This is a genomic window from Litorilinea aerophila (assembly GCF_006569185.2).
GTDB lineage: Bacteria > Chloroflexota > Anaerolineae > Caldilineales > Caldilineaceae > Litorilinea > Litorilinea aerophila.
The window spans coordinates 1-21113 of record NZ_VIGC02000006.1 but is presented as its reverse complement, the minus strand read 5'-3'; the positions used below and the strand labels follow the sequence as shown (position 1 = coordinate 21113).

The 21113-nt window shown below is 66.8% G+C and carries 17 protein-coding genes and 1 pseudogene; all 18 read left to right on the top strand.

The window, feature by feature from the left end; all coding sequences use genetic code 11:
* Positions 1 to 190 precede the first annotated feature (190 nt).
* Positions 191 to 943, top strand: coding sequence for a coenzyme F420-0:L-glutamate ligase (locus FKZ61_RS05570; protein ID WP_141609092.1), 753 nt, complete (start codon positions 191 to 193; stop codon positions 941 to 943).
* Between the two features lie 37 nt (positions 944 to 980).
* Positions 981 to 1871: a class I SAM-dependent methyltransferase gene (locus FKZ61_RS05565; protein WP_141609091.1), complete on the top strand. Its 891-nt coding sequence runs from the start codon at positions 981 to 983 to the stop codon at positions 1869 to 1871.
* 108 nt (positions 1872 to 1979) lie between these two features.
* Positions 1980 to 2288 carry a hypothetical protein gene (locus FKZ61_RS05560; protein WP_141609090.1) on the top strand — a complete coding sequence of 103 codons (309 nt, stop codon included), beginning with the start codon at positions 1980 to 1982 and terminating at the stop codon, positions 2286 to 2288.
* Between the two features lie 82 nt (positions 2289 to 2370).
* The gene (locus FKZ61_RS05555; protein ID WP_141609089.1) at positions 2371 to 3141 is read left to right on the top strand and encodes an NAD-dependent epimerase/dehydratase family protein; all 771 of its coding nucleotides are present in this window, start codon (positions 2371 to 2373) and stop codon (positions 3139 to 3141) included.
* Between the two features lie 30 nt (positions 3142 to 3171).
* Positions 3172 to 4326, top strand: coding sequence for an NAD(P)/FAD-dependent oxidoreductase (locus FKZ61_RS05550; protein WP_141609088.1), 1155 nt, complete (start codon positions 3172 to 3174; stop codon positions 4324 to 4326).
* A gap of 235 nt (positions 4327 to 4561) precedes the next feature.
* Positions 4562 to 5659: a Gfo/Idh/MocA family protein gene (locus FKZ61_RS05545; protein WP_141609087.1), complete on the top strand. Its 1098-nt coding sequence runs from the start codon at positions 4562 to 4564 to the stop codon at positions 5657 to 5659.
* A gap of 75 nt (positions 5660 to 5734) precedes the next feature.
* Positions 5735 to 6766: a Gfo/Idh/MocA family protein gene (locus FKZ61_RS05540; RefSeq protein ID WP_141609086.1), complete on the top strand. Its 1032-nt coding sequence runs from the start codon at positions 5735 to 5737 to the stop codon at positions 6764 to 6766.
* A gap of 108 nt (positions 6767 to 6874) precedes the next feature.
* Positions 6875 to 7951: a Gfo/Idh/MocA family protein gene (locus FKZ61_RS05535; protein WP_141609085.1), complete on the top strand. Its 1077-nt coding sequence runs from the start codon at positions 6875 to 6877 to the stop codon at positions 7949 to 7951.
* A 77-nt stretch (positions 7952 to 8028) separates the two neighbouring features.
* Positions 8029 to 9081, top strand: a complete 1053-nt coding sequence (locus tag FKZ61_RS05530) for a Gfo/Idh/MocA family protein (RefSeq protein WP_141609084.1) — start codon at positions 8029 to 8031, stop codon at positions 9079 to 9081.
* A 106-nt stretch (positions 9082 to 9187) separates the two neighbouring features.
* On the top strand, positions 9188 to 10117 hold the full coding sequence (locus FKZ61_RS05525; protein ID WP_141609083.1) for a fumarylacetoacetate hydrolase family protein: 930 nt from the start codon (positions 9188 to 9190) through the stop codon (positions 10115 to 10117).
* 52 nt (positions 10118 to 10169) lie between these two features.
* Entirely contained in the window at positions 10170 to 11291 is a 1122-nt protein-coding gene (locus FKZ61_RS05520) for a M20/M25/M40 family metallo-hydrolase (protein ID WP_141609082.1), read from the top strand.
* Between the two features lie 294 nt (positions 11292 to 11585).
* Positions 11586 to 12548 carry a hypothetical protein gene (locus FKZ61_RS05515; RefSeq protein WP_141609081.1) on the top strand — a complete coding sequence of 321 codons (963 nt, stop codon included), beginning with the start codon at positions 11586 to 11588 and terminating at the stop codon, positions 12546 to 12548.
* Positions 12549 to 12725: 177 nt separating this feature from the next.
* Entirely contained in the window at positions 12726 to 14207 is a 1482-nt protein-coding gene (locus FKZ61_RS05510; RefSeq protein ID WP_141609080.1) for a M81 family metallopeptidase, read from the top strand.
* 108 nt (positions 14208 to 14315) lie between these two features.
* Positions 14316 to 15875 carry a M81 family metallopeptidase gene (locus FKZ61_RS05505; RefSeq protein WP_141609079.1) on the top strand — a complete coding sequence of 520 codons (1560 nt, stop codon included), beginning with the start codon at positions 14316 to 14318 and terminating at the stop codon, positions 15873 to 15875.
* Positions 15876 to 16057: 182 nt separating this feature from the next.
* Positions 16058 to 17371 carry an aspartate aminotransferase family protein gene (locus tag FKZ61_RS05500; RefSeq protein ID WP_141609078.1) on the top strand — a complete coding sequence of 438 codons (1314 nt, stop codon included), beginning with the start codon at positions 16058 to 16060 and terminating at the stop codon, positions 17369 to 17371.
* Between the two features lie 11 nt (positions 17372 to 17382).
* On the top strand, positions 17383 to 18909 hold the full coding sequence (locus FKZ61_RS05495; protein WP_141609077.1) for an acyl CoA:acetate/3-ketoacid CoA transferase: 1527 nt from the start codon (positions 17383 to 17385) through the stop codon (positions 18907 to 18909).
* Positions 18910 to 19026: 117 nt separating this feature from the next.
* Complete coding sequence (locus FKZ61_RS05490; RefSeq protein WP_141609076.1) at positions 19027 to 19791, top strand: enoyl-CoA hydratase/isomerase family protein; 765 nt, start codon at positions 19027 to 19029, stop codon at positions 19789 to 19791.
* A 468-nt stretch (positions 19792 to 20259) separates the two neighbouring features.
* A pseudogene (locus FKZ61_RS05485) lies at positions 20260 to 21113 on the top strand (hypothetical protein); the annotation flags it as partial.

The following is a 21113-nucleotide window of genomic DNA, read 5'->3' as shown; positions in this document are numbered from 1 at the left end:
ATTTGTACGGGAGGGCTCAGGAAATCTCCACAGGGGCTGGAGGACAAAGCATTGAATGCTTCGTGGCGGGCTACCTTCACGGGCACTCACGCCTTTCTGGAGTAGGTGTCCCACGGAGGGGTCTGTTACAATACAGGCTGATCATGCAGGCGGTACCCTCGACAACTTGACAGACTTCTGAGCGCCATCCATGCACATTCAACCCATCCGAACCCGCCCCATCACCGCCCAGGACCGGGACCTGTTGGCCATCCTCGATGAGCATGTGCCGGCACTGGAAGAGCGGGAGATCCTGGCCGTGACATCCAAGATCGTGGCCCTGTGCCAGGGCCGGGCTGTCCCCATGGCGGAGGCGGATGGCGCGCAACTGGTGCAGCAGGAGGCGGATCTCTTTCTGCCGCCCGGCCCGGGGCGCCACCCGGTTTATCTCACCATCAAAGGCAACACCCTGATGCCCGGAGCCGGGGTGGACGAATCCAACACGGGCGGCTATCTGGTGCCCTGGCCCCAAGCTCCCCAGGAGACGGCCAACCAGCTGCGGGCCTACTTGCAGCAGCGCTTCGGCCGGCGCCGGGTCGGCGTCCTCATCACCGACAGCCGTCCCCTGCCCCTGCGCTGGGGCGTCACCGGCTTCGCCGTGGCCCACAGCGGTTTTCTCGCCCTGCGGGACTACCGGGGCCGTGGGGATCTCTTCGGCCGGCCCCTGCGCATGACCCAGGCCAACGTGGCCGATGCCCTGGCGGCAGCCGCGGTGCTGGTCATGGGCGAAGGCGATGAGCAGACGCCCCTGGCCCGCATCCGGGATCTGCCCTTTGTGACCTTCCAGGAGCGGGACCCCACGCCGGAGGAGCTGGCCGCCCTCACCATCGACCCGGCCGACGACCTGTACGCGCCCCTGTTGACGGCCGTGCCCTGGCAACGGGGACAGGGCGGAAGCCGCTGAAGGCGCCCGGCCTTACGCGAAGCAAGGAGCCATATCCATGGACGATGTAGCCCGCTACAACCAGGCCCGCTGGGCTGCCCTGACCCAGGCCAACGCCCTCTTCACCCGGCCCGCCCTGAATCTGGATCCGACCTCGGCGCGCCAGTTGCTGGACACCGAAGGGCTGCTGGGCGACGTCCGGGGGAAGCGGGTCCTCTGCCTGGCCAGTGGCGGCGGCAAGCAGTCGATAGCCTTCGCCCTGTTGGGCGCCCAGGTCACCGTGGTGGACCTCTCGCCCGAGCAGCTGGCCCGGGACCGGGAGACGGCCCACCACTATGGCGTGCCGGTGACCACAACAGTCCAGCGTAAATCCCACGACAGAAATTCCGGGTGCCCTCTGACAGAAACCACCGACGAATTTCTGCCGGGATTGACGACGCTCCAGGGCGACATGCGCGATCTGTCGGCGCTGCCGGCAAACCACTTCGACCTGGTCTGGCAGCCCTACGCCCTGAACTTCGTGCCCGACCCACACCCCGTCTTCGCCCAGGTGGCCCGGGTTCTGCGGCCGGGCGGCCGCTACCGCCTCCAATTCGCCAACCCGTTCACCTGCGGCCTGACCGAGCGGGACTTCAACGGCGAGGGCTACCTCCTGCGTCGCCCGTATGCGGACGGCGCAGCCCTTACCTACCCGGACCAGCCCTGGGTCTACCGGGCAGAAGAGGCGCCCACCCAGGTGCCGCCCCCACGGGAATATCGCCACACCCTCAGCACCGTGATCAACGGGCTGCTGGCCCAGGGTTTCCAGATCCGGCACCTTTCCGACTGCAGCGACTTCTATCCAGATCCCACGGCAGAGCCCGGCACCTGGGACCATTTCGTCGCCATCGCCCCGCCCTGGCTGACGGTGTGGACCCAGTTTGAGCCCACCTGGTACAGTCTGGCGTAAATGCCACGGCAGAAATTCCGGGTGCCCTCTGGGTGCACTATCTCTGGTGGAAACCATCGGCGAATCTCTGCCGGGATTTACTAGAGCAACCGAGCAGACAGGAGCATCATGGACGACAGGTTACTCGGCATCCCGTTATTGGCCTGGGGCGGCGTCTGCCTGGCCCTGGCAGCCAACTGGTTCCTCATCTGGCCCAGTCACCGGGCCGCCCAGACCCAGGGCCTCCGCTACGTCATCCTGCGCTGGTTCCACGGGTTGACCTGGCTGCTGCTGGCCGCGGCGGCCTTCCTGGCTCGCTTCGGGCTGTTGGGCGGCCTCAATACCGCCAAGGTCCTGGCAGTCCTGGCCCTGGCCACCTACCTGACCTTCATGGTCACCCTGGTACGGAGCGGCTCCAGGCCTACCCCCAGGGAATGACCCCAACACGCAGCGATCACAAGGGCCTGCTGCAGGAAGCACAGATTTCACAAAGAACCCAGAAAACAGAAAGAAGATCCTCATGACCGAAAAGACATCCCATCCCCAACGAGTGTTGGTCACCGGTTCCACCGGCGCCATCGGCCAGCCCGTCTGCCAGCGGCTGCTGGAGCGGGGCCACCATGTGCGGGGCTTCGCCCGCCGCCCCACCCCAGGCCTGGACGATTACGTGGTGGGCGATCTGAGCGACCGGGAGGCGGTGCGCCGGGCTGTGGAGGGCATGGAGACGGTGATCCACCTGGGCGCATACCCCAATGATGCCGACTTTCTGGAGGTCCTGCTGGAGCCCAACGTGCGCGGCCTCTACCACGTCTGCGACGCGGCCCGGGAGTTCGGGGTGAAGCGCCTGGTGCTGGCCAGCACCCTGCAGACGGTCACCGGCCACGGCTGGCCCGGCCGGGCCGTCCGCATCGAAGACGGCCCCAAGCCGGTCAACCACTACGCGCTGACCAAGGTCTGGGCGGAAGTCATGGGCGACATGTATGCCCGGGTCTACGGGCTGTCGGTCATCAGCGCGCGCATCGGCTGGCTCCCTCGCAACCCCACCGAGGCGAAGCGGCTGGTGGAGAGCAAGATCGGCAAGGATGTCTTCTTCAGCCACGGGGATGCCCAGCGCTTTTTCGAGCGCTGCGTGGAGTCCCCCACCCCCGGCCCCGGCGAGTCGGCCATCGTCTTTGCGGTGAGCAAACCAGCCGAGATAGAGCGGCTGGAGCTGGAGCCGGCCCGCCGCATCCTGGGCTATGAGCCCCAGGACGTCTGGCCGGAGGGGTTGCCCTTCACCCTGGAGGCATGACGAAAACCGCATGAGAAGAAAGGAGCCAGGATGGAGCTACATGCGACCGGGCAACGCCCCCACGTGGTGGTCGTGGGGGCGGGAATCGTGGGTGCAGCCATCGCCTTTCACCTGGCCCACTGGGGGCTGCCCGTCACGGTGGTGGACGCAGGGGCGCCGGGCCAGGCCACCACGGCCGTCTCCTTCGCCTGGATCAACAGCCGGGACAAAAACCCCCGCCACTACCACGATCTGAACCGCCGCTCCCTGGACATGTGGGATCGCTTTGCCCGGCGGCTGGGCGGCGACGTGGGCCTGACCTGGGGCGGAGAGCTGCGCTGGGCTGCGACGGAAGCCGGCGCAGTGGAGATGGCCAACCGGGTGGCGGTCCTGCAGGGCTGGGGCTACCCCATCCGCCTGCTCTCGCCGGCGGAGCTGAAAGAACGGGAGCCCAACCTGACCACCGGGCCGGTGACGGCGGCCTCGTTCACGGAAATCGACGGCCACGTGGAGACGGCCCGGGTGGTGGCGGCCGCCCTGGCCGGCGCCGAAGCCCACGGGGCCCGGGTGCTGACCCAGACCCGGGTGACGGGCTTCCGGCGTTCCCCCCACGGCGACCAGCAACGGGTCGACGGGGTGCAGACCGACCAGGGTGAGATCCCCTGCGACGCGGTGGTGTTGGCGGCCGGGCCGGACACGGCCGCGCTGGCGGCCCTGGCCGGGCTCACCGTGCCGCTGAAACACACCTTCGGCTGCACCCTGCTCACCAATCCCCTGCCGCCCCTCTTCCGCAGCACGGCGGTCCTGCACACACCCCGGGACGCGGACCCCATGCTCAACATCCGCCAGTTGCCGGACGGCCGGGTGATGCTCCACGGCGGCGCCCACGGCGGCATCTACGACGAAGGTTCCCTGGGCCGCACCGAGGAGGAGGTGACGGCGGTGCTGGCCGCCGCCCGGCGCTATCTGCCGCTGCTGGCCGATGCGGAGATCCAGGAAGTGCGGCGGGGCCGGCGGCCCATCCCCGAGGACGGCCTGCCCATCCTGGGCTTCACCCAGGCCGTGGCCAACCTCTACCTGGCGGCCATGCACAGCGGCGTCACCCTGGCGGCCCTGGTGGGCGAGCTGGCGGCCCTGGAGATCGCCACCGGAAGGCCGGTGGATCTGCTAGCGCCCTATCGGCTGGAGCGATTCCAGACCACTTGACAGGGAACGCCCCCTCTGCTAGTATGTTCGCAAGATAAACAAATCCCCTGGAACTCCGACCAGTTGATACCGGTTCTCTTGCGAAGTGGCGCTCGTGATTTCGTAAGTCCGGGTTCCATACCGGACCAGCGGTCACGTATGGAAACCGGACCTACGATGCCTCTTGATAAGACAATCGGTATCACGACTTCTACCCAGACAGCGGACGCCAAACGACTCGAAAGGCAGAAGATCCATGAAACGCTACCGGGCCGCCGTGATCGGCTGCAGCCGCATGGGCGGTTTCATCGACAACGAAGTGGCGGGCTCCCGCTGGCATGTGCCCCCCTACTCCCACGCGGCTGGCTTTGTGGCCTGCCCCCGGACGGAACTGGTGGCCTGCGCGGACCTGCGCACCGACGTGATGGAACGTTTCGGGGAGCGGTATCACGTGCCCAAGGAACGCCAATACACCGATTACCGGGAGATGATCCGGCGAGAGCAGCCGGACATCGTCAGCGTGGCCACCCAGCCGGAGCCCCGGGCCGAGATCGTCATCTTCGCGGCGGAAAATGGTGTGCGGGCCATTTACGCAGAGAAGGCCATGGCCGCCTCCCTGGCCGAGGCCGACGCCATGGTGGAAGCGGTGGAGCGCCATGGCATCGCCTTCAACCTGGGCACCAACCGCCGCTGGTCCCCCATCTACGAACACATGAAGGCGGCCATCGACCGGGGAGCCGTGGGCAAGCTGCAGACCCTCATCGTCTACCACAACGGAACCCTCTTCAACACCGCCAGCCATACCTTCGACCTGCTGTTGTACCTCAACAACGATCAGCCGGTCTCATGGGTTCAGGCGCACCTGCCCAACGACGATGTGCCCCAGACCGGCGACATCCTGCCGGTGGACCCGGTGGGCATGGGCACCATCCACTTTGCCAACGGGGTCACGGCCCACGCACTACTCACCGCCCGGGGCCTGGAGGTGGAAGCCATCGGCGATGAGGGGAGCCTGACAGCCCTGAACGATGGTCAGGAGTGGCTCTACCGCACCCGGCAGGTCATCGACGCGGGGAACCGCAAGGGGCTGGTGGCGACGCCCTTTGCCGGCGTGGAACCGGCCAGCTCCACCCTGCGGCTCATTGAGGACCTGGTCCACGCGCTGGATACCGGCGAGCCCACCCGGGGGGGGCCCCGGGTCGCCCTGGCCGGCATGGAGATCATCTTTGGCTTCATCGCCTCCCACCGGCGGGGCGGGGCGCGGGTCCGCCTGCCCCTCACCGAGCGCAGCCTGCGCCTCCAGCGGTCAGTGGCCCCCCACCAACCCAAATTCGACGTTCAGGGAGCTTCCTGATGGCATGTTTCCAGAGTGGAACCAACCAGCGAAGCGATTGGGTGGACCAGATAGCACAGAGGGGGAGAACCCATCATGCCTGACCGGGTTTATCGGGTAGCCATTGTGGGGTTGGGCCGCATGGGCAGCACCATCGACGACGAGTTGCCGCCGGGCACACCGCCCATGGCCGTGGCGGCCGCCTGTCGGCTCAGTCCGTTCCTGGCGGTGGTGGCCGGCGCCGATATCGACCCGGCCAAGCGGGCCGCCTTTCAAGCGCGCTGGGGTGTGGACGCGCTCTATGAGGACTACCTGGAGATGATCCGCCAGGAAGAACCCGACCTGGTGGCCATCTGTACCCGGGGCCCCCTCCATGCCGAGATGACCGTGGGCGCGGCGGAAGCGGGCGCGAAGATGATCTTCTGTGAGAAGGCCATGGCCTGCTCCATGGAAGAAGCGGACGCAGCCCTGGCCGCCGTCAGCAGCCGGGGGATCCCCTTCAACACGGGCGTGCTGCGGCGCTTCAACCGGGTTTACCACCAGGCTCGCGACCTCATTGCTGACGGCGCCATCGGCGAACCCCGGACCGCGGTCCATTACGCCGGCACCAACCTGCTCCACGGCCACATCCACTCGCTGGACACCCTCAGCTTCCTCCTGGGCGATCCTGGCATCGTCAGCGTGTGGGGAGAGCTGTTGCCCCGGGAGCTAAGCCTGGACCAGAACCGGCTGGATAGCGATCCTAACGCCGTCTACCGGGTGGAATTTGCCAACGGCGTTGAAGCCACGACAGTCCCTGCGGGGACCTGGGAGTTTGAGGTCTTGGGGAGCCGGGGCAGCGTGCGGGTCCTCAACAACGGCGAACGGGTCCTCCTGCGCCAGGCGGGTGATGCCCGCGGGCGCACCCTCCGGGAGGTGCCAGTGCCGCCGGTGTCCCCCCACAGCGCCACCCAATTCTGCCTGGAAGATCTGGTGGACGCCTACGAGACAGGCCGCCCTTCCCTGGGGAACGTGCAATTGACCCACCACTTGACCGAAGCATGCCTGGCCGTTGCTGAGAGCCATCGCCAGGGGAGCCGAGTCACACTTCCCCTGGCAAATCGGTCGCTTTACATTCACCATGTCTAACAACCTGCACCTCGGTCACGCAAGGATGCGCGACCGACTCCATACCAGCCGTACTACCCACCCTGGACTTGATTGCCGCCGTGTACCAGTGTGTTGAATGGAGCTACCATGTGTGCCGTGAAAGCCGCCCTGCTGGGCGTTGAACACCCCCACTCCCTGGCCCATCTGCGTACCCTGCAACAACTGCCAGAAGTGGCCCAGATCCTGCTTTGGGATCCCAACGGGGAAGCGCTGGCCTCTGTACGCCAGAACCAGGGCGAAAAGGTCACCGGGACATTCACCGACCTGGCAGAACTGTTGGCCGACCCGGAGCTTTTCTTTGTTATCGCGGCCCTGCGCAACGACCTGGGCCCCGACCTCTTCATCCAGGTCATGGAAGCCGGCAAACACCTGATGGCGGAGAAGCCCATCGGGCGCAACGCGGCGGAGACCCAACAGGTGCTGGAAGCTGCCCGACGCACGGGCGTCCAGCTGGGCGTCTGCTACCAGAACCGGGCCAACCCCGTGGTCCAGGAGGCGCGCAGGCTGGTCGGCCAGGGACTGTTGGGGCCGCTGATGACCGTGGAAGTGCGCATGCTCACCACCCAGGTGCAGTTCCGGGACCCCGGCCACTGGCTCTTTCAGCGTGAGAAGGCGGGGGGCGGCATCCTTTCCTGGCTGGGCTGCCACTACATCGACCTGATGCACTACATCGCCCAGGACGACATCGTCTCGGTGGCGGCGGAGGTGGAGACCCGCAGCGGCGAGGAGATCGACGTGGAGGATGTGGCGGTGCTCTCCCTGCGCTTCCGTTCGGGCGCGCTGGGCAGCCTGCATGTGGGCTACACCCTGGCCCTGAGCGGCGGCGGCTACCACAACAGCCGGGGCTACGACACCTACTTTGGCGTCAACGGCCGCCTGGGGCGCCTCTACTGGACGGCGCCGGGCGCGCCCACAGAGCTGTACGCGGAGACAACCCACCCCGACTGGGCCGACGCCCCTCAGCGCCACCAGCAATTTACCCTGGGCGCCTCCCCCGCCTACGGCGGCGTCTACGGCGAAATCTTCATCCGGCGCTTCATCCAGGCGGCCCAGGGCCAGGGGACGCCCCTCACCCGGGGCGAGGACGCGCTGCGGGTGGCCCGGGTGATCGACGCCGCCTACGAATCCAGCCGCACTGGCCGCCGCATCGCCATCGCCGGCTGACCCTTCCATCCCGGTACTGAAAGCCGACCGTTTCACCCTTTCATTCAACCGTCCGTCCACACCCAGGGGACCCAACCATGCAACGTTATCGAGCAGCCATCATCGGCCTGACCGGCATCGGCGCTGCCCGCCCGGCCGAGCCCACCGGGCAGCCCCTCTACGGGGCCATGCCCCGCTCCCACGCCGCGGCCTACCATCGCCATCCCCAGACCGATGTGGTGGCCGTGTGTGACATCCGGCCAGAAGCGCTGGATGCCTTCCGCCAGACCTGGCAGGACGTCTGGCCGGATGTACGGCTGTACACCGACTATCGGCAGTTGTTGGAACAGGAGCAGCCAGAGCTGGTGAGCGTGGTCACGCCGGACCACCTCCACGCCGACATCACCGTCGACGCGGCCCACAGCGGCGCCCGGGCCATCCTCTGCGAGAAGCCCATCGCCACCACCCTGGCCGACGCCGACCGCATGATCGCGGCCGCCGAGGCCAACGGCGTGCTCCTTTCCATCGAGCATACCCGCCGCTGGTCCCCCATCTTCCAACGAGCCCGGGAGATAGTGCGCAGCGGCCAATTGGGGCCCCTGCGCACCATCGTGGCCAACCTGTTCAGCCCCCGGGCCATGCTCTTCCGCAACGGCACCCACCTGGTGGACATGATCCTCTTCTTCGCCGAAGCCGATCCCGCCTGGGTCTTCGCCGAACTGGAAGAGGGCTTCGATCACTTCACCGAGTACAAAAGCGACGGCGGCCACGACCCGGCCACGGACCCGGCGGCCTCCGCCTACATCCACTTCGCCAACGGCGTGCGGGCCTTCTACAACAGCGTCAAAATCCAGCTGCCCGGCTTACAATTTGAACTGACCTGCGAACAAGGGCGGCTGGAGGTCTCCGACCGGGGGCTGACCGTGATCCGGGGAGATTCCCATTATGAGTGGAGCCGGACGAACCTCCTGCCGGGGGAATACCAGTACAGCTATCAGCTGGCCGCCGTGGCCGAACTGATCCACTGCCTGGAACACGGAGGACAACTGGTCTCGCCGGGCCGGGAAGCCCGCAAAACCCTGGCCGTGATGTTGGCCATGCTCCAGTCCCACCAGTTGGGCAATCGGCGCGTGGACGTGGCACAGGGCTGAGAAGGGCGCCAGGACCTCGCGCCGCCGCCATTCTCCCGCCAGATGCCCGCGAAACCTGCCTGAGAAAACCAGTATCATTTTTGGCAAACAAAGGGGTGACAACACCATGAAAATTGCAACCTATCTGCACAACCAACAGGAACGGGTCGGCGTGGTGGTGGATGACCACATCTACGATCTGGCCGGTGCCCTCCAGGCCAGCGGCCAGGGAGACCCCGCCATGGCCGACACCACCATCCGCCTGCTGGCCGCCGGCGAAGCCGGCCTGGGTGCGGCCCAGGAAGCCGTGGCGTGGGTCCAGGAGCACGGCGCCGGTGAGCTGGCCCTGCCCCTGGACCAGGTTCGGCTGCGCGCGCCCATTCCCTGCCCGGGCAAACTCCTTTGCCTGGCGGGCAACTACGCCGAGCACATCCAGGAAGGCGGCGGCACCTTCGTGGGCAAGGAAAAGATGATCCCTCGCTTCTTCATGAAGCCCTGCACCACGGTCATCGGCACGGGCGACGCCATCCGCATCCCGCCCTCCACCGCCTTTGCCGACTGGGAGCTGGAGCTGGCGGTGGTCATCGGCAAGCCCGGCCGGGATCTGACGCCCGAGGAGGCGGCCGGGCACATCGCCGGCTATACCATCTTCAACGACATCTCCGCCCGCGAGCTCACCTTCCGGCAGACTCTGCCCCAACAGGAGGGCGACCGGTTCTTCGACTGGCTGGTGGGCAAATGGCTGGACACCTTCGGCCCCATGGGGCCCTGGCTGACCACCGCGGATGAAATCGCCCGGCCCGACCGCCTGGGCATGCGGCTCTGGCTCAACGGCGAACTGCAACAGGATGCCAGCACCGGCCAGATGATCTTTTCGCCCGCGGAGGCCATCGCCTTCATCTCCCAGTTCGTCACCCTCCAGCCAGGCGACGTGATCAGCACGGGTACACCGGCCGGCGTTGGACACGCGAAGAAGCTGCGTCTGCAGCCGGGCGACCGGATTCGGGGCGAGATCCAAGGGCTGGGGGTGCTGGAAAACCCGGTGGAAGCCCTGTGAGGGTCGAGGGACAGGGAGGGAAAGGCACAGGAACAACAGGAAGTGGGGAGCCATGAGCCTGGATGTGATCGAATTGACCCGGGAGCTAATCCGCTTTAACTCGGCCAGCGACACCAGCAACGCAGCCATCGCCGACTATCTGGCCGGGCTGCTGGCCGACCAGGGCTTCACCGTGGAGCGGCTGGCCTATCAGGATGCAGCAGGCCACGAGAAGGTCAGCCTGGTGGCCCGCAAGGGCCACGGCGAAGGGGGGCTGGGGCTCTTCTCCCATTCGGACACGGTGCCGGGCGACCCAGGGGCGTGGGAGCCCTTCGAGCCCCAGCTCCAGGAGGGCCGCCTGGTGGGCCGGGGGGCCTGTGACATGAAGGGACCCCTGGCAGCGACCGTGGTAGCCGCCGCGGATGTGGCTGCGGAAGCGCTGGCCCATCCCCTCTACCTGGTCATCACGGCCGACGAGGAGGTGGGCTACGGGGGGGCCAAACAGGTGGCCGCCGAATCGACCCTGCTGCAGGAAAACTGGCCCACCGCGGGCATCATCGCCGAACCGACCCGCCTGCGGCCGGTCTACGCCCACAAGGGGGGCGCCCGCATCCGGGTAACGGCCCACGGCCGTGCCGCCCACACCAGCACCGACCAGGGCATCTCGGCCAACTTCAAGATCGCCCCCTTTTTGGCCGAAATGGCCGAACTGGCGGAGCTCTTCAGGCGGGATGAACGTTTCCAAAACCGGGACTTCAACCCGCCCACCAATGGCTTCAACATGGTCATCGATGACGGCGGCTGCAAGCCCAACGTCACCGCGGCCAGGACAGTCTGCACCCTGAGCTTCCGTCCCATGCCGGGGGACGCCAGCGACCTGGCCTGGGCCATGATCGTGGAGCGGGCCCAGAAGTACGGCCTGGAGGTAGACGGCTACCGCCACGATCCCTTCTACGTTCCGCCGGACGCCCCTGTGGTGCAGGCGGCCCTGGACGCCACCGGCCACAGCCAGGCCGAGACGGTCCCCTTTGGCACCGAGGCCGCCATCTTCAAGGACTTCACCCAACTGGTGGTCCTGGGCCCCGGCAACATTGAACAGGCCCACACCATCGGCGAGTGGATCGACGTGGCCGAGCTCCAAGCTGCGGTCCCGGTCTACCGGCGCCTGATCCAGCGCTTCTGCCTGGCGCCGTAAACCATGGCCGGTGGCCGTTGGACGAACCCTGGCGATCTTGAACGGGACCCATCGCGATGGGGGGCGTCCCCAGATTTCGGCGCATCGCGTAGGTGCGGTTTCCATACCGCACAAACGGTTGTCCCGTTTGGAAACGGGACCTACGGCTGCTCGAACGGGACCCGCTGCATGCCCCCAACGTGCGGGGCATGTCAACCTGTGCTACAATGGGGGCCCGGACAGGGGGCTTCAGGCCGACGTCTGCTACCGGCTTTGCCCCAGGTTACCCCCACGACAGGAGGATGCCAGAACGAGATGCAGCAGGTTGGACCACGCCCGCCGGACGAACAACAGCCGGGAGGAGATGGAGAACGGCCACGCTTTCCCGGGTCCGTCTTCATCCTGGCCCTCGTGGGATTCTCCCTGCTGGTGGGCATCTGGCTGATTGCCCGCCCGCCCGACGGGGAGACCGGGACGACGGCAGCCCCAGCCCAGCAGGCGGCTGCCCCTGCGTCCCCATCCCCTGCTTCGACTTCTTCGGCACCATCTTCTTCGGCACTATCCCCGACACCATCGCCCACCCCGGTTTCCCCAGCCCAGGCCGCGGCTATGCCGGCAACTGGCAGTACCCCGCCGCAGGCCGGCGAAGACAATACGCCCACAGCGATTGCGCCACCCGTGGAGCCCCAGACTGTCACGGCGACCACCGCCCCCACGGGAACCCTCCACGCCGGGGTCACGGGCACAGAAGCGACCCAGACGCCAGCCGGCAATACCCCCTCCCCGGAACCGGCCCCGCTGCCGACGGTCACCCCGACCCTGCCGCCCACGGTCTCCCTCACCCGCACCCTGGCCATCACCGGCAGCACGACCCTGAGCATGAGCGTGGGCAACCCCACCTTTTCCAGCTCCGGTCGCCCCCTCTGGACGCCCTTTGACCCTCGCCGCTACCGGCTGGATGCCGACCAGCCCACGATCAGCGACCGCTGGTGCAAACAGATCGGCCTGGTCCATGTGCTGGTGGATTTCACGGCCCGCCTGAACCCGGCCGATGCCAGCCTGCAGGTGGACGGGACCTTGACCCTGCGGGAAGATTTTTGTGACACGCCCGGCGAGGGCACCGCCAGCGCGCCCTTCAGCCTCTCGGTGCCGGCCGGTCAATCTGTGCCGGTGCTCCAACGCCTGGTGCTCCAGGAGAGCCTGTTCAAAATTCCCAACCTGTTGGACAGCGAAACGGCCGTCACGGTGGACCTGGACTTCGGCAACCTGGAGCCGTAAGTTGGGCCTGCCCCGCGCCACACGCGCCAGAAACCCAGCCTGGTACACTCTGGCGTAAATACCGCGGCAGAAATTCCGGGTGCCCTCTGGGCGCACTCCCGCTGGTGGAAACTATCGTGGAAACTATCGGTGAATTTCTGCCGGGATTTACGAGCCACAACGCTTCGAGGAGAGCCCATGCGCATCGCCATCGCCGAAATCGGCCAGGAGACCTGCAGCTTCACCCCGGTCCGCACCACCCTGGACACCTTCCGCCAATACGGACTATACAAAGGGGATCAGGTGCTGGCCAGGCGGGCGGATGGACCGGGGGCCATCAGCGGCTTCCTGGCCGCCGCCCGAGCGGAGGCCGTCCCCCTGGAGCCCCTGCCCATCATCAGCGCCTGGGCCGGCGCCAGCGGCCCCCTGACTGCCGAGACCCTGGCCTTCTTTCTGGAGCGGGTGGAAGCGGGCCTGCGGCGTTCCCTGCCCCTGGATGGGTTCTTCTTCAGCCTCCACGGCGCAGCGGCCGCCGAGGACGAGCCGGACGTGGAAGGCGCGCTCCTGGCCCTGGCCCGGCAGGTTCTCGGCCCAGGCGTACCCATCGTCGCGCCCCTGGACCACCACGCCAACATCACCCGCCGCATGGTGGCCGCGCTGGACGGGCTGGTGGGCCACCGCACCCAGCCCCACGACCCTTTTGACACCGGCTACCATGCCGGCAGGCTGCTTTTCGCCACCGTCCGGGGGGATGTTCGCCCCACCCTGGCCTGGCGGAAAATTCCCATGCTGGCCCATCAGGAGCAGTTCCTGACCAGCCGCGGCCCCATGAAGCGATGGTTCGACCGGGCCCGCCAGATGGAAGCGCAGCCCGGGGTGCTCTCGGCGTCGCCCTTTCCCATGCAGCCCTGGCTGGACGTGCCCGAAGGTGGCTGGACTGCGGTGGTGGTCACCGACAACGACCCGGGGCTGGCCCAGGCGTTGGCCGATGAGCTGGCCCAGATGGCGTGGGAAATGCGGGAGGCGTTCTGGGTCTACGAGAGCATCTCGCCGGCCGAGGCCGTGCGGCGGGCCGAGGCTGCGCCCCAGGGGCTGGTCATCCTCTCGGACACCGGGGACAGCGTCTTCGGCGGCGCCCCGGGCGACAGCACCGTCATCCTGCGGGAGATGCTGGCCCAACAGATCACTTCACCGGCCCTGGTGCCCATGGTGGACCCGGTGGCGGTGGCCCAGTTGATCCAGGCCGGGGAGGGCAGCACCGTCACCCTGGAGCTGGGCGGCCGGCTGGATCCCCACTTTGGCCGTCCCCTCCAGGTGACCGGGGTGGTGGAGGCAATCGCCAGCGGTCCCCTCCACGCCCCGGTCATCGGCCGGGACTCCTTCGACATGGGGCGCACCGTCCTCTTCCGAATTGGTCCCATCCGGGTGGTGGTGAGCGAGCATGTGGGCGTAGGCGGAAATCACCCCATCGTCTACCGGCGCTTCGGCATCGACCCGGCCGCCGCCAAAATGGCCGTCCTCAAGACGGCCAGCAATTTCCAGTACTACCGGGAGATCACCGCGGAGATCATCCGGGTGGACACCCCCGGGCCGACCATGTCCCACCTGGAGCAATTCCCGTGGCAACACCTGCCCCGCCCCATCTACCCCCTGGATCCGCTACCCGCCTGGGAGCCATAGACAATCCTGGCAGAAATTGGCGGAGAGCCTCCGCCAGAGGCAGCGTCGCCCAATTTCGGCTGTGAAATTGCCGCCGGGCTGTATCCGAACTGTACGAGGAGGACAACCATGCGCATCGCCATTGTCGGCATGTACCACGAGACCAACACGTTTGCCCTGGAACGCAACGACACCCCCGACGCCCCCCTGGAGGTGGGCGAAGAGATCCTGGCCAACGCCCATCCCCGCAGCTACATCGGCGGCTTTGTGGAGGCGGTTCAACAGCCCGGCGTGGAACTAGTCCCCATCGCCCGGGTGGACTGGGTCCAGGGGCACCGGGGCGGCCTCATCGGAGCCGATGTCTTCCGCCACTACCTGACCCTCATCCTGGAGGGCCTGCGGGCGGCCGGCCCGGTGGACGGCGTCTACTTCGCGTTGCATGGCGCCATGGCCGTGGAGCCCCCCTACACCGACGCTGAAGCCGCGCTGATCCGGGAAGTCCGCCACCTGCTCGGGCCGGGCGTCCCCATGGTGGGCACCTACGACTTCCACAGCAACTACACGGCCCAGGAGTGCCGCGACCTGGTGCCCTTTCCCCTGAACACCAACCCCCACATCGACGCCTATGAACGGGGCCTGGAGGCGGGCGAATGCCTGCTGCGGATGATCCGGGGAGAAATCCAGCCGGTGACCCGGCTGATCCACGTGCCCATCATCGGCCCCAACATCGGCCAGAGCACCTGGGCCCACAACCCGGAAGAAGAGCGCCGGCTGCCCCTCTACCAGCTCAACGGCCTGCGGGAGGAGCTGGAACGCACGCCCGGCGTGATCAACCTCACCATCCAGGGCGGCTACGGCTACTCCGACCTGCCCTATACCGGCATGAGCGTCATCGCCACCACCGACGGGGACCCGGAGCTGGCCGAGCGGTTGGCCCGGGAGCTGGCCGGCGAGCTGTGGGCCCGCCGGGAGGAGATCCGCACCGTCCGCCCCATCCTGTCCATCGATGAGGGTGTGCGCCGGGCCATGGCCCACCCCGGCAACCTCATCTGCCTGGTGGACCTGGGGGACGATCCCGGCAGTCTCTGCCCGGCCGACAGCCCTGCGGTGCTGGAAAGCCTGCTGCGCCTGGGCGCGCGGGATTGTGCGCTCACCATCCGGGACCCGGAAGTGGTCCAGATAGGGATGGCCGCGGGCGTGGGCACCACCCTGACCCTGCCGGTGGGCGGGAAGATCGACCAGCGCTTCTACCAGCCCCTCCAGGTGACCGGATACGTGAAATCCATTGACGACGGCCGCTACAAAATCGTGGGGCCAACCCACGGCGGCTGGAGCCGGGAAGTGGCCCGGGAGTCCTTCCGGGATGTGGAGGTGGGGCCCCGGGTGGTGTTGCGCATCGGCGACAAGGTGGACGTCATTTTCAGCAGGCACCGCACCGGCAAGGATCGGGACTTCTTCAAGAGCGCGGGCATCGTCTTCGAGGAGAAGAAGATCGTGGTGGTCAAGTCCAACCAGGCACACCGGGCATCCTTCGACCCCATCGTAGACGCCACCATCGAGCTGGACACGCCGGGCCTCTCCACGGTCAACTACGCCCGGTTGCCCTTCCAGCATCTGCCCCGCCCCATCTACCCGCTAGATCTGGAGATGACGTGGTCGCCGCCGGGAGGGAACAACGTCCCCGGCTAAGGGCCCGGAAATGGCCCCCCGCGGTGGGGGCGAATCATGATTCGCCCCCACCGCGATTGTGACAGCGGGCGGACATGGCGGCCCGCCCCTACGGAAGATGGCCGCCCCTTTACCCGCCATGGATGGCTGTAAAATCCGTGGCCGGATCTGCAAAGATAGTAAACAGAACAGGAAGACGAGACATGACCCAATGGCAACGCTCCCGCAGCTATTTTGAACGGGCCAGGCAATCCCTGGCCGGCGGCGTCAGTAGCAACGTGCGCCTGCTGGCCCAGCCCTTTCCCCTCTTCTTCGACCGGGCCGAAGGCGCCCTGATCTACGACGTGGACGGCAACGCCTACATCGACTACGTGTTGGGACAGGGCCCCCTGATCCTGGGCCATTCCCACCCGGCGGTGTTGGACGCGGTGAACGCGGCCATGCGCCGGGGCCAGCTCTACGCCGGCCAGCACGAGCTGGAGTTCATCCTGGCCGAAAAGCTGGTGGAGCTGGTGCCCGCGGCCGAACTCTGCCGCTTCGGCCTCAGCGGCTCGGAGATGGTCCAGGCGGCCATGCGCCTGGCCCGGGCCGTCACAGGCCGCACCAAGATCCTGCGCTTCGAGGGCCACTACCACGGCTGGTTCGACAACGTCCTGATCAGCGTGGCGCCCCCCCTGGACCAGGCCGGCCCCCGGGAACGCCCCCGGCCCGTGGCGGGCAGCGCGGGCCAGGTGGAGAGCGCCCTGGCCGACTTTGTGGTGCTCCCCTGGAATGACCTGGCGTTGGTGGAAACGCTCTTCCAGGAGATGGGCGAAGAGCTGGCCGCGGTGATGTTGGAGCCCATGATGTGCAACACAGGCGCCATTCCACCCGAGCCCGGCTATCTGGAGGGGTTGCGGCAGCTCTGTGACCGCTACGGCACCCTCCTCTACTTTGACGAAACCATCACCGGCTTTCGCCTGGGCCTTCAGGGCGCGCAGGGGCGCTTCGGCGTGACGCCGGACCTGGCCTCCTTTGCCAAGGCCATGGCCGGCGGCTTTGCCAATGCCGCACTGGTGGGCAAGAGGGAATACATGGAACGCTTTGCCCGGGATGTGAACCACTCCGGCACTTTCAACAGCAACGTCATCTCCATGGCCGCCTCGGTGGCAGCCATCGCTGAGCTGGAGCGGGACGGCGGCGCGGTCTACCGACAGATGGAGCGGATCGGTACGGCCCTGATGGAGGGCCTGCAGGAGTTGGGCCAACGCCTGGGCCTGCCCCTCCACGTCCAGGGCCTGCCCACGGCCTTCCACGTGTCGTTTACCGAGTTGACGGCCATCCGGGATTATCGTGACTACGCGCAACACTGTGACCGGGAGCTGTACGGCCGCTTCGTCCTGGCCATGTTACGCCGGGGGGTGCGGTTGATCGGCCGGGGCATCTGGTACGTCTCCGCCGCGCACACGGAAAGCCACGTGGAACAGACCCTGCAGGCCGCGGAAGCCGCGCTGCAGGAAGTGGCCACGGAGGCGTAGGGAGGTTGTCCATGGGCACCAAGGTCATGACTGCCCGGCAGGCAGCAGCGCTGATCCCCGACGGTGCGCATGTGGCCATCCAGGGCTCCGGCGGCGGCATCGGCGAACCCACCACCCTGTTGCGAGCCCTGGCCCGGCGCTACCAGGAGGAAGGGGCCCCGCGCGGGCTCACCCTCATCCACGCCACCGGCCTGGGCGACCGCCGGGAGATCGGCACCGATCTGCTGACCGCGCCCGGCCTGGTGAAGCGGGACATCGCCGGCCACCTGGGCATGGCGCCCAAGATGGCTCGCCTCATCGCTGAAAACCGCATCGAGAGCTACAACTTTCCCCAGGGCGTCCTCTCCCAGATGTACAGCGCGGTAGCAGCCCGAAAGCCCGGCGTCTTCACCAAGGTGGGCCTGCACACCTACATCGACCCCCGGCTGGGAGGGGGCAAGATGAACGCCATCACCACAGAAGACCTGGTGCGGGTAGTGGAGCTGGACGGCGAAGAGTGGCTCTTCTTTCCCCGCTTCCATATTGACGTGGCTCTGATCCGGGGGACCACCGGGGACACCCACGGCAACATCACCTACGAGGAGGAGGCGGCCCTGCTGGAGGGCATCTCCATTGCCCAGGCGGCCCGGGCCTGTGGCGGACGAGTCATCGCCCAGGTCAAATACCTGGCCCAGCCCGGCACCCTGGACCCCAAGCAGGTGCGGGTGCCGGGCATTCTGGTGGATGCCCTGGTGGTAGACCCGCAACAGATGCAGACCTCGGCGGGCTTCTATGACCCGGCCCTCAGCGGCCAGGTGCGGGTTCCCCTCCAGCAACTGCCGCCCCTGCCCCTGGACGAGCGCAAGGTCATCGCCCGCCGGGCCGCCCGGGAGCTGACCCCGGGTGCGGTAATCAACGTGGGGGTGGGCATGCCCGATGGCATCGCTGCCGTCGCGGCCGAGGAGGGCACCTTCGACCGGTTCCACATCACCGTGGAGCAGGGACAGATCGGCGGGCTTCCTGCCCGGGGCGTCATCTTCGGCGCGGCCTACAACCCGGTGGCCATGGTGGAAGAGGACAGCCAGTTCAATTTCTACGACGGCGGCGGCATCGACATCGCCTTCCTGGGCATGGCCCAGGTGGATCGCCACGGCAATGTCAACGCCAGCAAGGTGGGCGACCGGCTCATGGGATGTGGCGGCTTCATCAACATCTCCCAGAACGCCAAAAAGGTGGTCTTCTGCGGAACCTTCACGGCCCGGGGCCTCGTTTGTCAGGTAGGCCAGGGCCGTCTTCACATTCGACAGGAAGGGTCGGTGCCCAAATTTGTGGCAGAGGTGGAACAGGTGACCTTCAGCGGCCAGTACGCCAGACAGGTGGGGCAGCCGGTCCTGTACGTCACCGAACGGGCCGTCTTCCGCCTGACCGAGGGAGGCCTGACCCTGGTGGAGGTGGCGCCGGGGGTGGATGTGGAGCGGGACATCCTGGCCCAGATGGCCTTCCGCCCCCTGATCCCGGCCGAGGTCCGGACCATGGAGCCGTCCCTTTTTGCCGATTGAACTACGGCCCGATCCGTGATACCATGGAATGACAGCAAAGGGCGACATCCGAGCCTGTTTTTTGTCAACTCTCCGTCTATCCGGCTACCAACCTGTCAATCAGAAGTGTTGCCCTCTATGTCCCAGGACTTGGTCCAGTTTGTGGTGGATGGCCCGGTTGCCATCCTGACCTTGAATCGCCCCGAGAAACTCAACGCATTGACGCCGGCCATGCTGCAGCGACTGGCCGAGCTGGCGGACCGCCTGGAACAGCATCCAGATGTGCGGGTGGCCGTGCTCACCGGCGAGGGGCGCGCCTTTTGCGTGGGCGCAGACATCCACGCCTGGGCCGAGGCGAGCCCCCTGCAGATGTGGCGGGAATGGACCCGGATGGGCCACCGGGTATTTGCCCGGCTGGCAGATCTCCCCCAGCCGGTCCTGGCCGCCCTTCACGGCTACGCCTTCGGCGGTGGCCTGGAGCTGGCCCTGGCCGCGGATCTCCGTCTGGCAGCGGCCGACTGCCAGCTCGCCTTTCCGGAAGTTCGCCTGGGCACCATTCCAGGCTGGGGTGGAACCCGACGGCTGCCGGCCCTGGTGGGCCCGGCACGGGCCAAGGAACTCGTTTTGACTGGCAACCCCATCGACGCGGCCCGGGCGGCCCAGTGGGGCCTGGTCAACGAAGTGGTGGACGCCGACCGCCTTCTGGCCCGAACCCTGGAACTGGCCCGGTCCATCGCGGCCAACGCCCCCATCGCCGTCCAGGCCAGCAAGCAGCTCATTGACAACTCGGGGAGCGAGGCGATGGAGTCCCTGGCCAGTGGCCTGACCGCCTTCACCCAAGATCTGCAGGAAGGGCTGGCAGCCTTCCGGGAACGGCGCCCACCCCAATTCCGCGGCCTGTGATAGGCCTGACACCCCGCATTCTTTGTAGCATTAGAGGGCATAAACAGCAGAAAAACCGTCGACCTGTTTCATTTTTAGCCAGAAGCAGGCAGATTCCGGCTTAATATTGACAGCAAACTGCAAGCCCTCTCTGCTGACAGTCAGGATACAATATTGCTAGACTGCGTGTAGTTTCAAACGACAGACACGTAGTTTAGCAGGCCTATCAACAAGCAACGGGCAGGAACGCTTTCTACACATCGCCCCCTTGTCACCTGGGTAGCCCCCATCTCACAACAGGTACCTGCGCCAACACGCTCGGACTGCGCCCTGGAGACGCCCTGTCTCCTTTGGGGCGCGGTACATATATCGCGCAACGAATAATACTGGACTAGCTCTTAAGCAAAAACGGAGGTCCTTGTGAATCTCATCCTGTACACAGCAATCCGCCACGGGCGCGAGGGGCTGCCGAGGGCGATCGGAGGACGTATGCGGCCTGGACATCTCGGGCGGGCGGGCATTGCCCTGCTTCTGGGCCTGGCTTTCCTTCTGGGCGGGCTTGCCGGTCAGCCAGCCCTGGCCCAGATGCCTCAGCTTACCTACGGCAGCGCCACCGTAGACGGCCAAATTGGCGAGTGGAACCTCTCTACTGACCGGTACGCGGCCATGTACCCCAACGGGGATGCCAGCCAGGGCACCACCGGCGACCTGTACCTTCGCTACAACTGCGCCAACCAGACCATGTATGCGTTGGTCCTCCTGGCAGAGGGTGTGACCGGCCTTGCCCAGCCGAACGACGCCTGGGTGGCGTTGGAAACGGTCGGGAACGTGGTGGTGGACGGCAACACGGCAGGCAATTTTGCCTGGGTGGGGGTAGGCTTTGACGGCAATAGCGGCCATGTGCAGGGATACGAGGCCGCCTTTCCCGTCACGCCCAACCAGCAAGTGATCCAGCACCTCATCGCCCAGATTCAGACCCTGAGCGGGGTTCCCAGCAGCACCGAACGAAACGGCGACAGCGGGGTCGTTCGGATTAAGCCCCGATGTCCCGTGGGCAACCTCCAGGTGACCAAGACCGTGGACTGGAACGGCTTCCCACCGGACGCCACCCAGTCCTTTGAAATCTGCATCACCGGACCCGCCTACCCCAACGGCAACTGCCAGTCCATCGGTCCCGACGGCGGCATCCTCTCCTGGAACAACATCGCCGTGGGCACCTACACCATCACCGAGACCGACGCCGGCACCGCCTGGACCACCGTCATCTCCGGCTCCCCCGCCACCGTCACCGCCGGTGCCACCGCCAACGCCTCGGTCGCCAACACCCACGACGCCTTCTCCCC

What these genes read in the sequence shown, in the direction of transcription:
- FKZ61_RS05550 (WP_141609088.1), top strand. Translation starts at nt 3,172, where the DNA reads ATGGAGCTACATGCGACCGGGCAACGCCCCCACGTGGTGGTCGTGGGG.
- FKZ61_RS05520 (WP_141609082.1), top strand. Translation starts at nt 10,170, where the DNA reads ATGAGCCTGGATGTGATCGAATTGACCCGGGAGCTAATCCGCTTTAAC.
- FKZ61_RS05515 (WP_141609081.1), top strand. Translation starts at nt 11,586, where the DNA reads ATGCAGCAGGTTGGACCACGCCCGCCGGACGAACAACAGCCGGGAGGA.
- FKZ61_RS05525 (WP_141609083.1), top strand. Translation starts at nt 9,188, where the DNA reads ATGAAAATTGCAACCTATCTGCACAACCAACAGGAACGGGTCGGCGTG.
- FKZ61_RS05560 (WP_141609090.1), top strand. Translation starts at nt 1,980, where the DNA reads ATGGACGACAGGTTACTCGGCATCCCGTTATTGGCCTGGGGCGGCGTC.
- FKZ61_RS05495 (WP_141609077.1), top strand. Translation starts at nt 17,383, where the DNA reads ATGGGCACCAAGGTCATGACTGCCCGGCAGGCAGCAGCGCTGATCCCC.
- FKZ61_RS05565 (WP_141609091.1), top strand. Translation starts at nt 981, where the DNA reads ATGGACGATGTAGCCCGCTACAACCAGGCCCGCTGGGCTGCCCTGACC.
- FKZ61_RS05510 (WP_141609080.1), top strand. Translation starts at nt 12,726, where the DNA reads ATGCGCATCGCCATCGCCGAAATCGGCCAGGAGACCTGCAGCTTCACC.
- FKZ61_RS05500 (WP_141609078.1), top strand. Translation starts at nt 16,058, where the DNA reads ATGACCCAATGGCAACGCTCCCGCAGCTATTTTGAACGGGCCAGGCAA.
- FKZ61_RS05490 (WP_141609076.1), top strand. Translation starts at nt 19,027, where the DNA reads ATGTCCCAGGACTTGGTCCAGTTTGTGGTGGATGGCCCGGTTGCCATC.
- FKZ61_RS05555 (WP_141609089.1), top strand. Translation starts at nt 2,371, where the DNA reads ATGACCGAAAAGACATCCCATCCCCAACGAGTGTTGGTCACCGGTTCC.
- FKZ61_RS05545 (WP_141609087.1), top strand. Translation starts at nt 4,562, where the DNA reads ATGAAACGCTACCGGGCCGCCGTGATCGGCTGCAGCCGCATGGGCGGT.
- FKZ61_RS05530 (WP_141609084.1), top strand. Translation starts at nt 8,029, where the DNA reads ATGCAACGTTATCGAGCAGCCATCATCGGCCTGACCGGCATCGGCGCT.
- FKZ61_RS05540 (WP_141609086.1), top strand. Translation starts at nt 5,735, where the DNA reads ATGCCTGACCGGGTTTATCGGGTAGCCATTGTGGGGTTGGGCCGCATG.
- FKZ61_RS05535 (WP_141609085.1), top strand. Translation starts at nt 6,875, where the DNA reads ATGTGTGCCGTGAAAGCCGCCCTGCTGGGCGTTGAACACCCCCACTCC.
- FKZ61_RS05570 (WP_141609092.1), top strand. Translation starts at nt 191, where the DNA reads ATGCACATTCAACCCATCCGAACCCGCCCCATCACCGCCCAGGACCGG.
- FKZ61_RS05505 (WP_141609079.1), top strand. Translation starts at nt 14,316, where the DNA reads ATGCGCATCGCCATTGTCGGCATGTACCACGAGACCAACACGTTTGCC.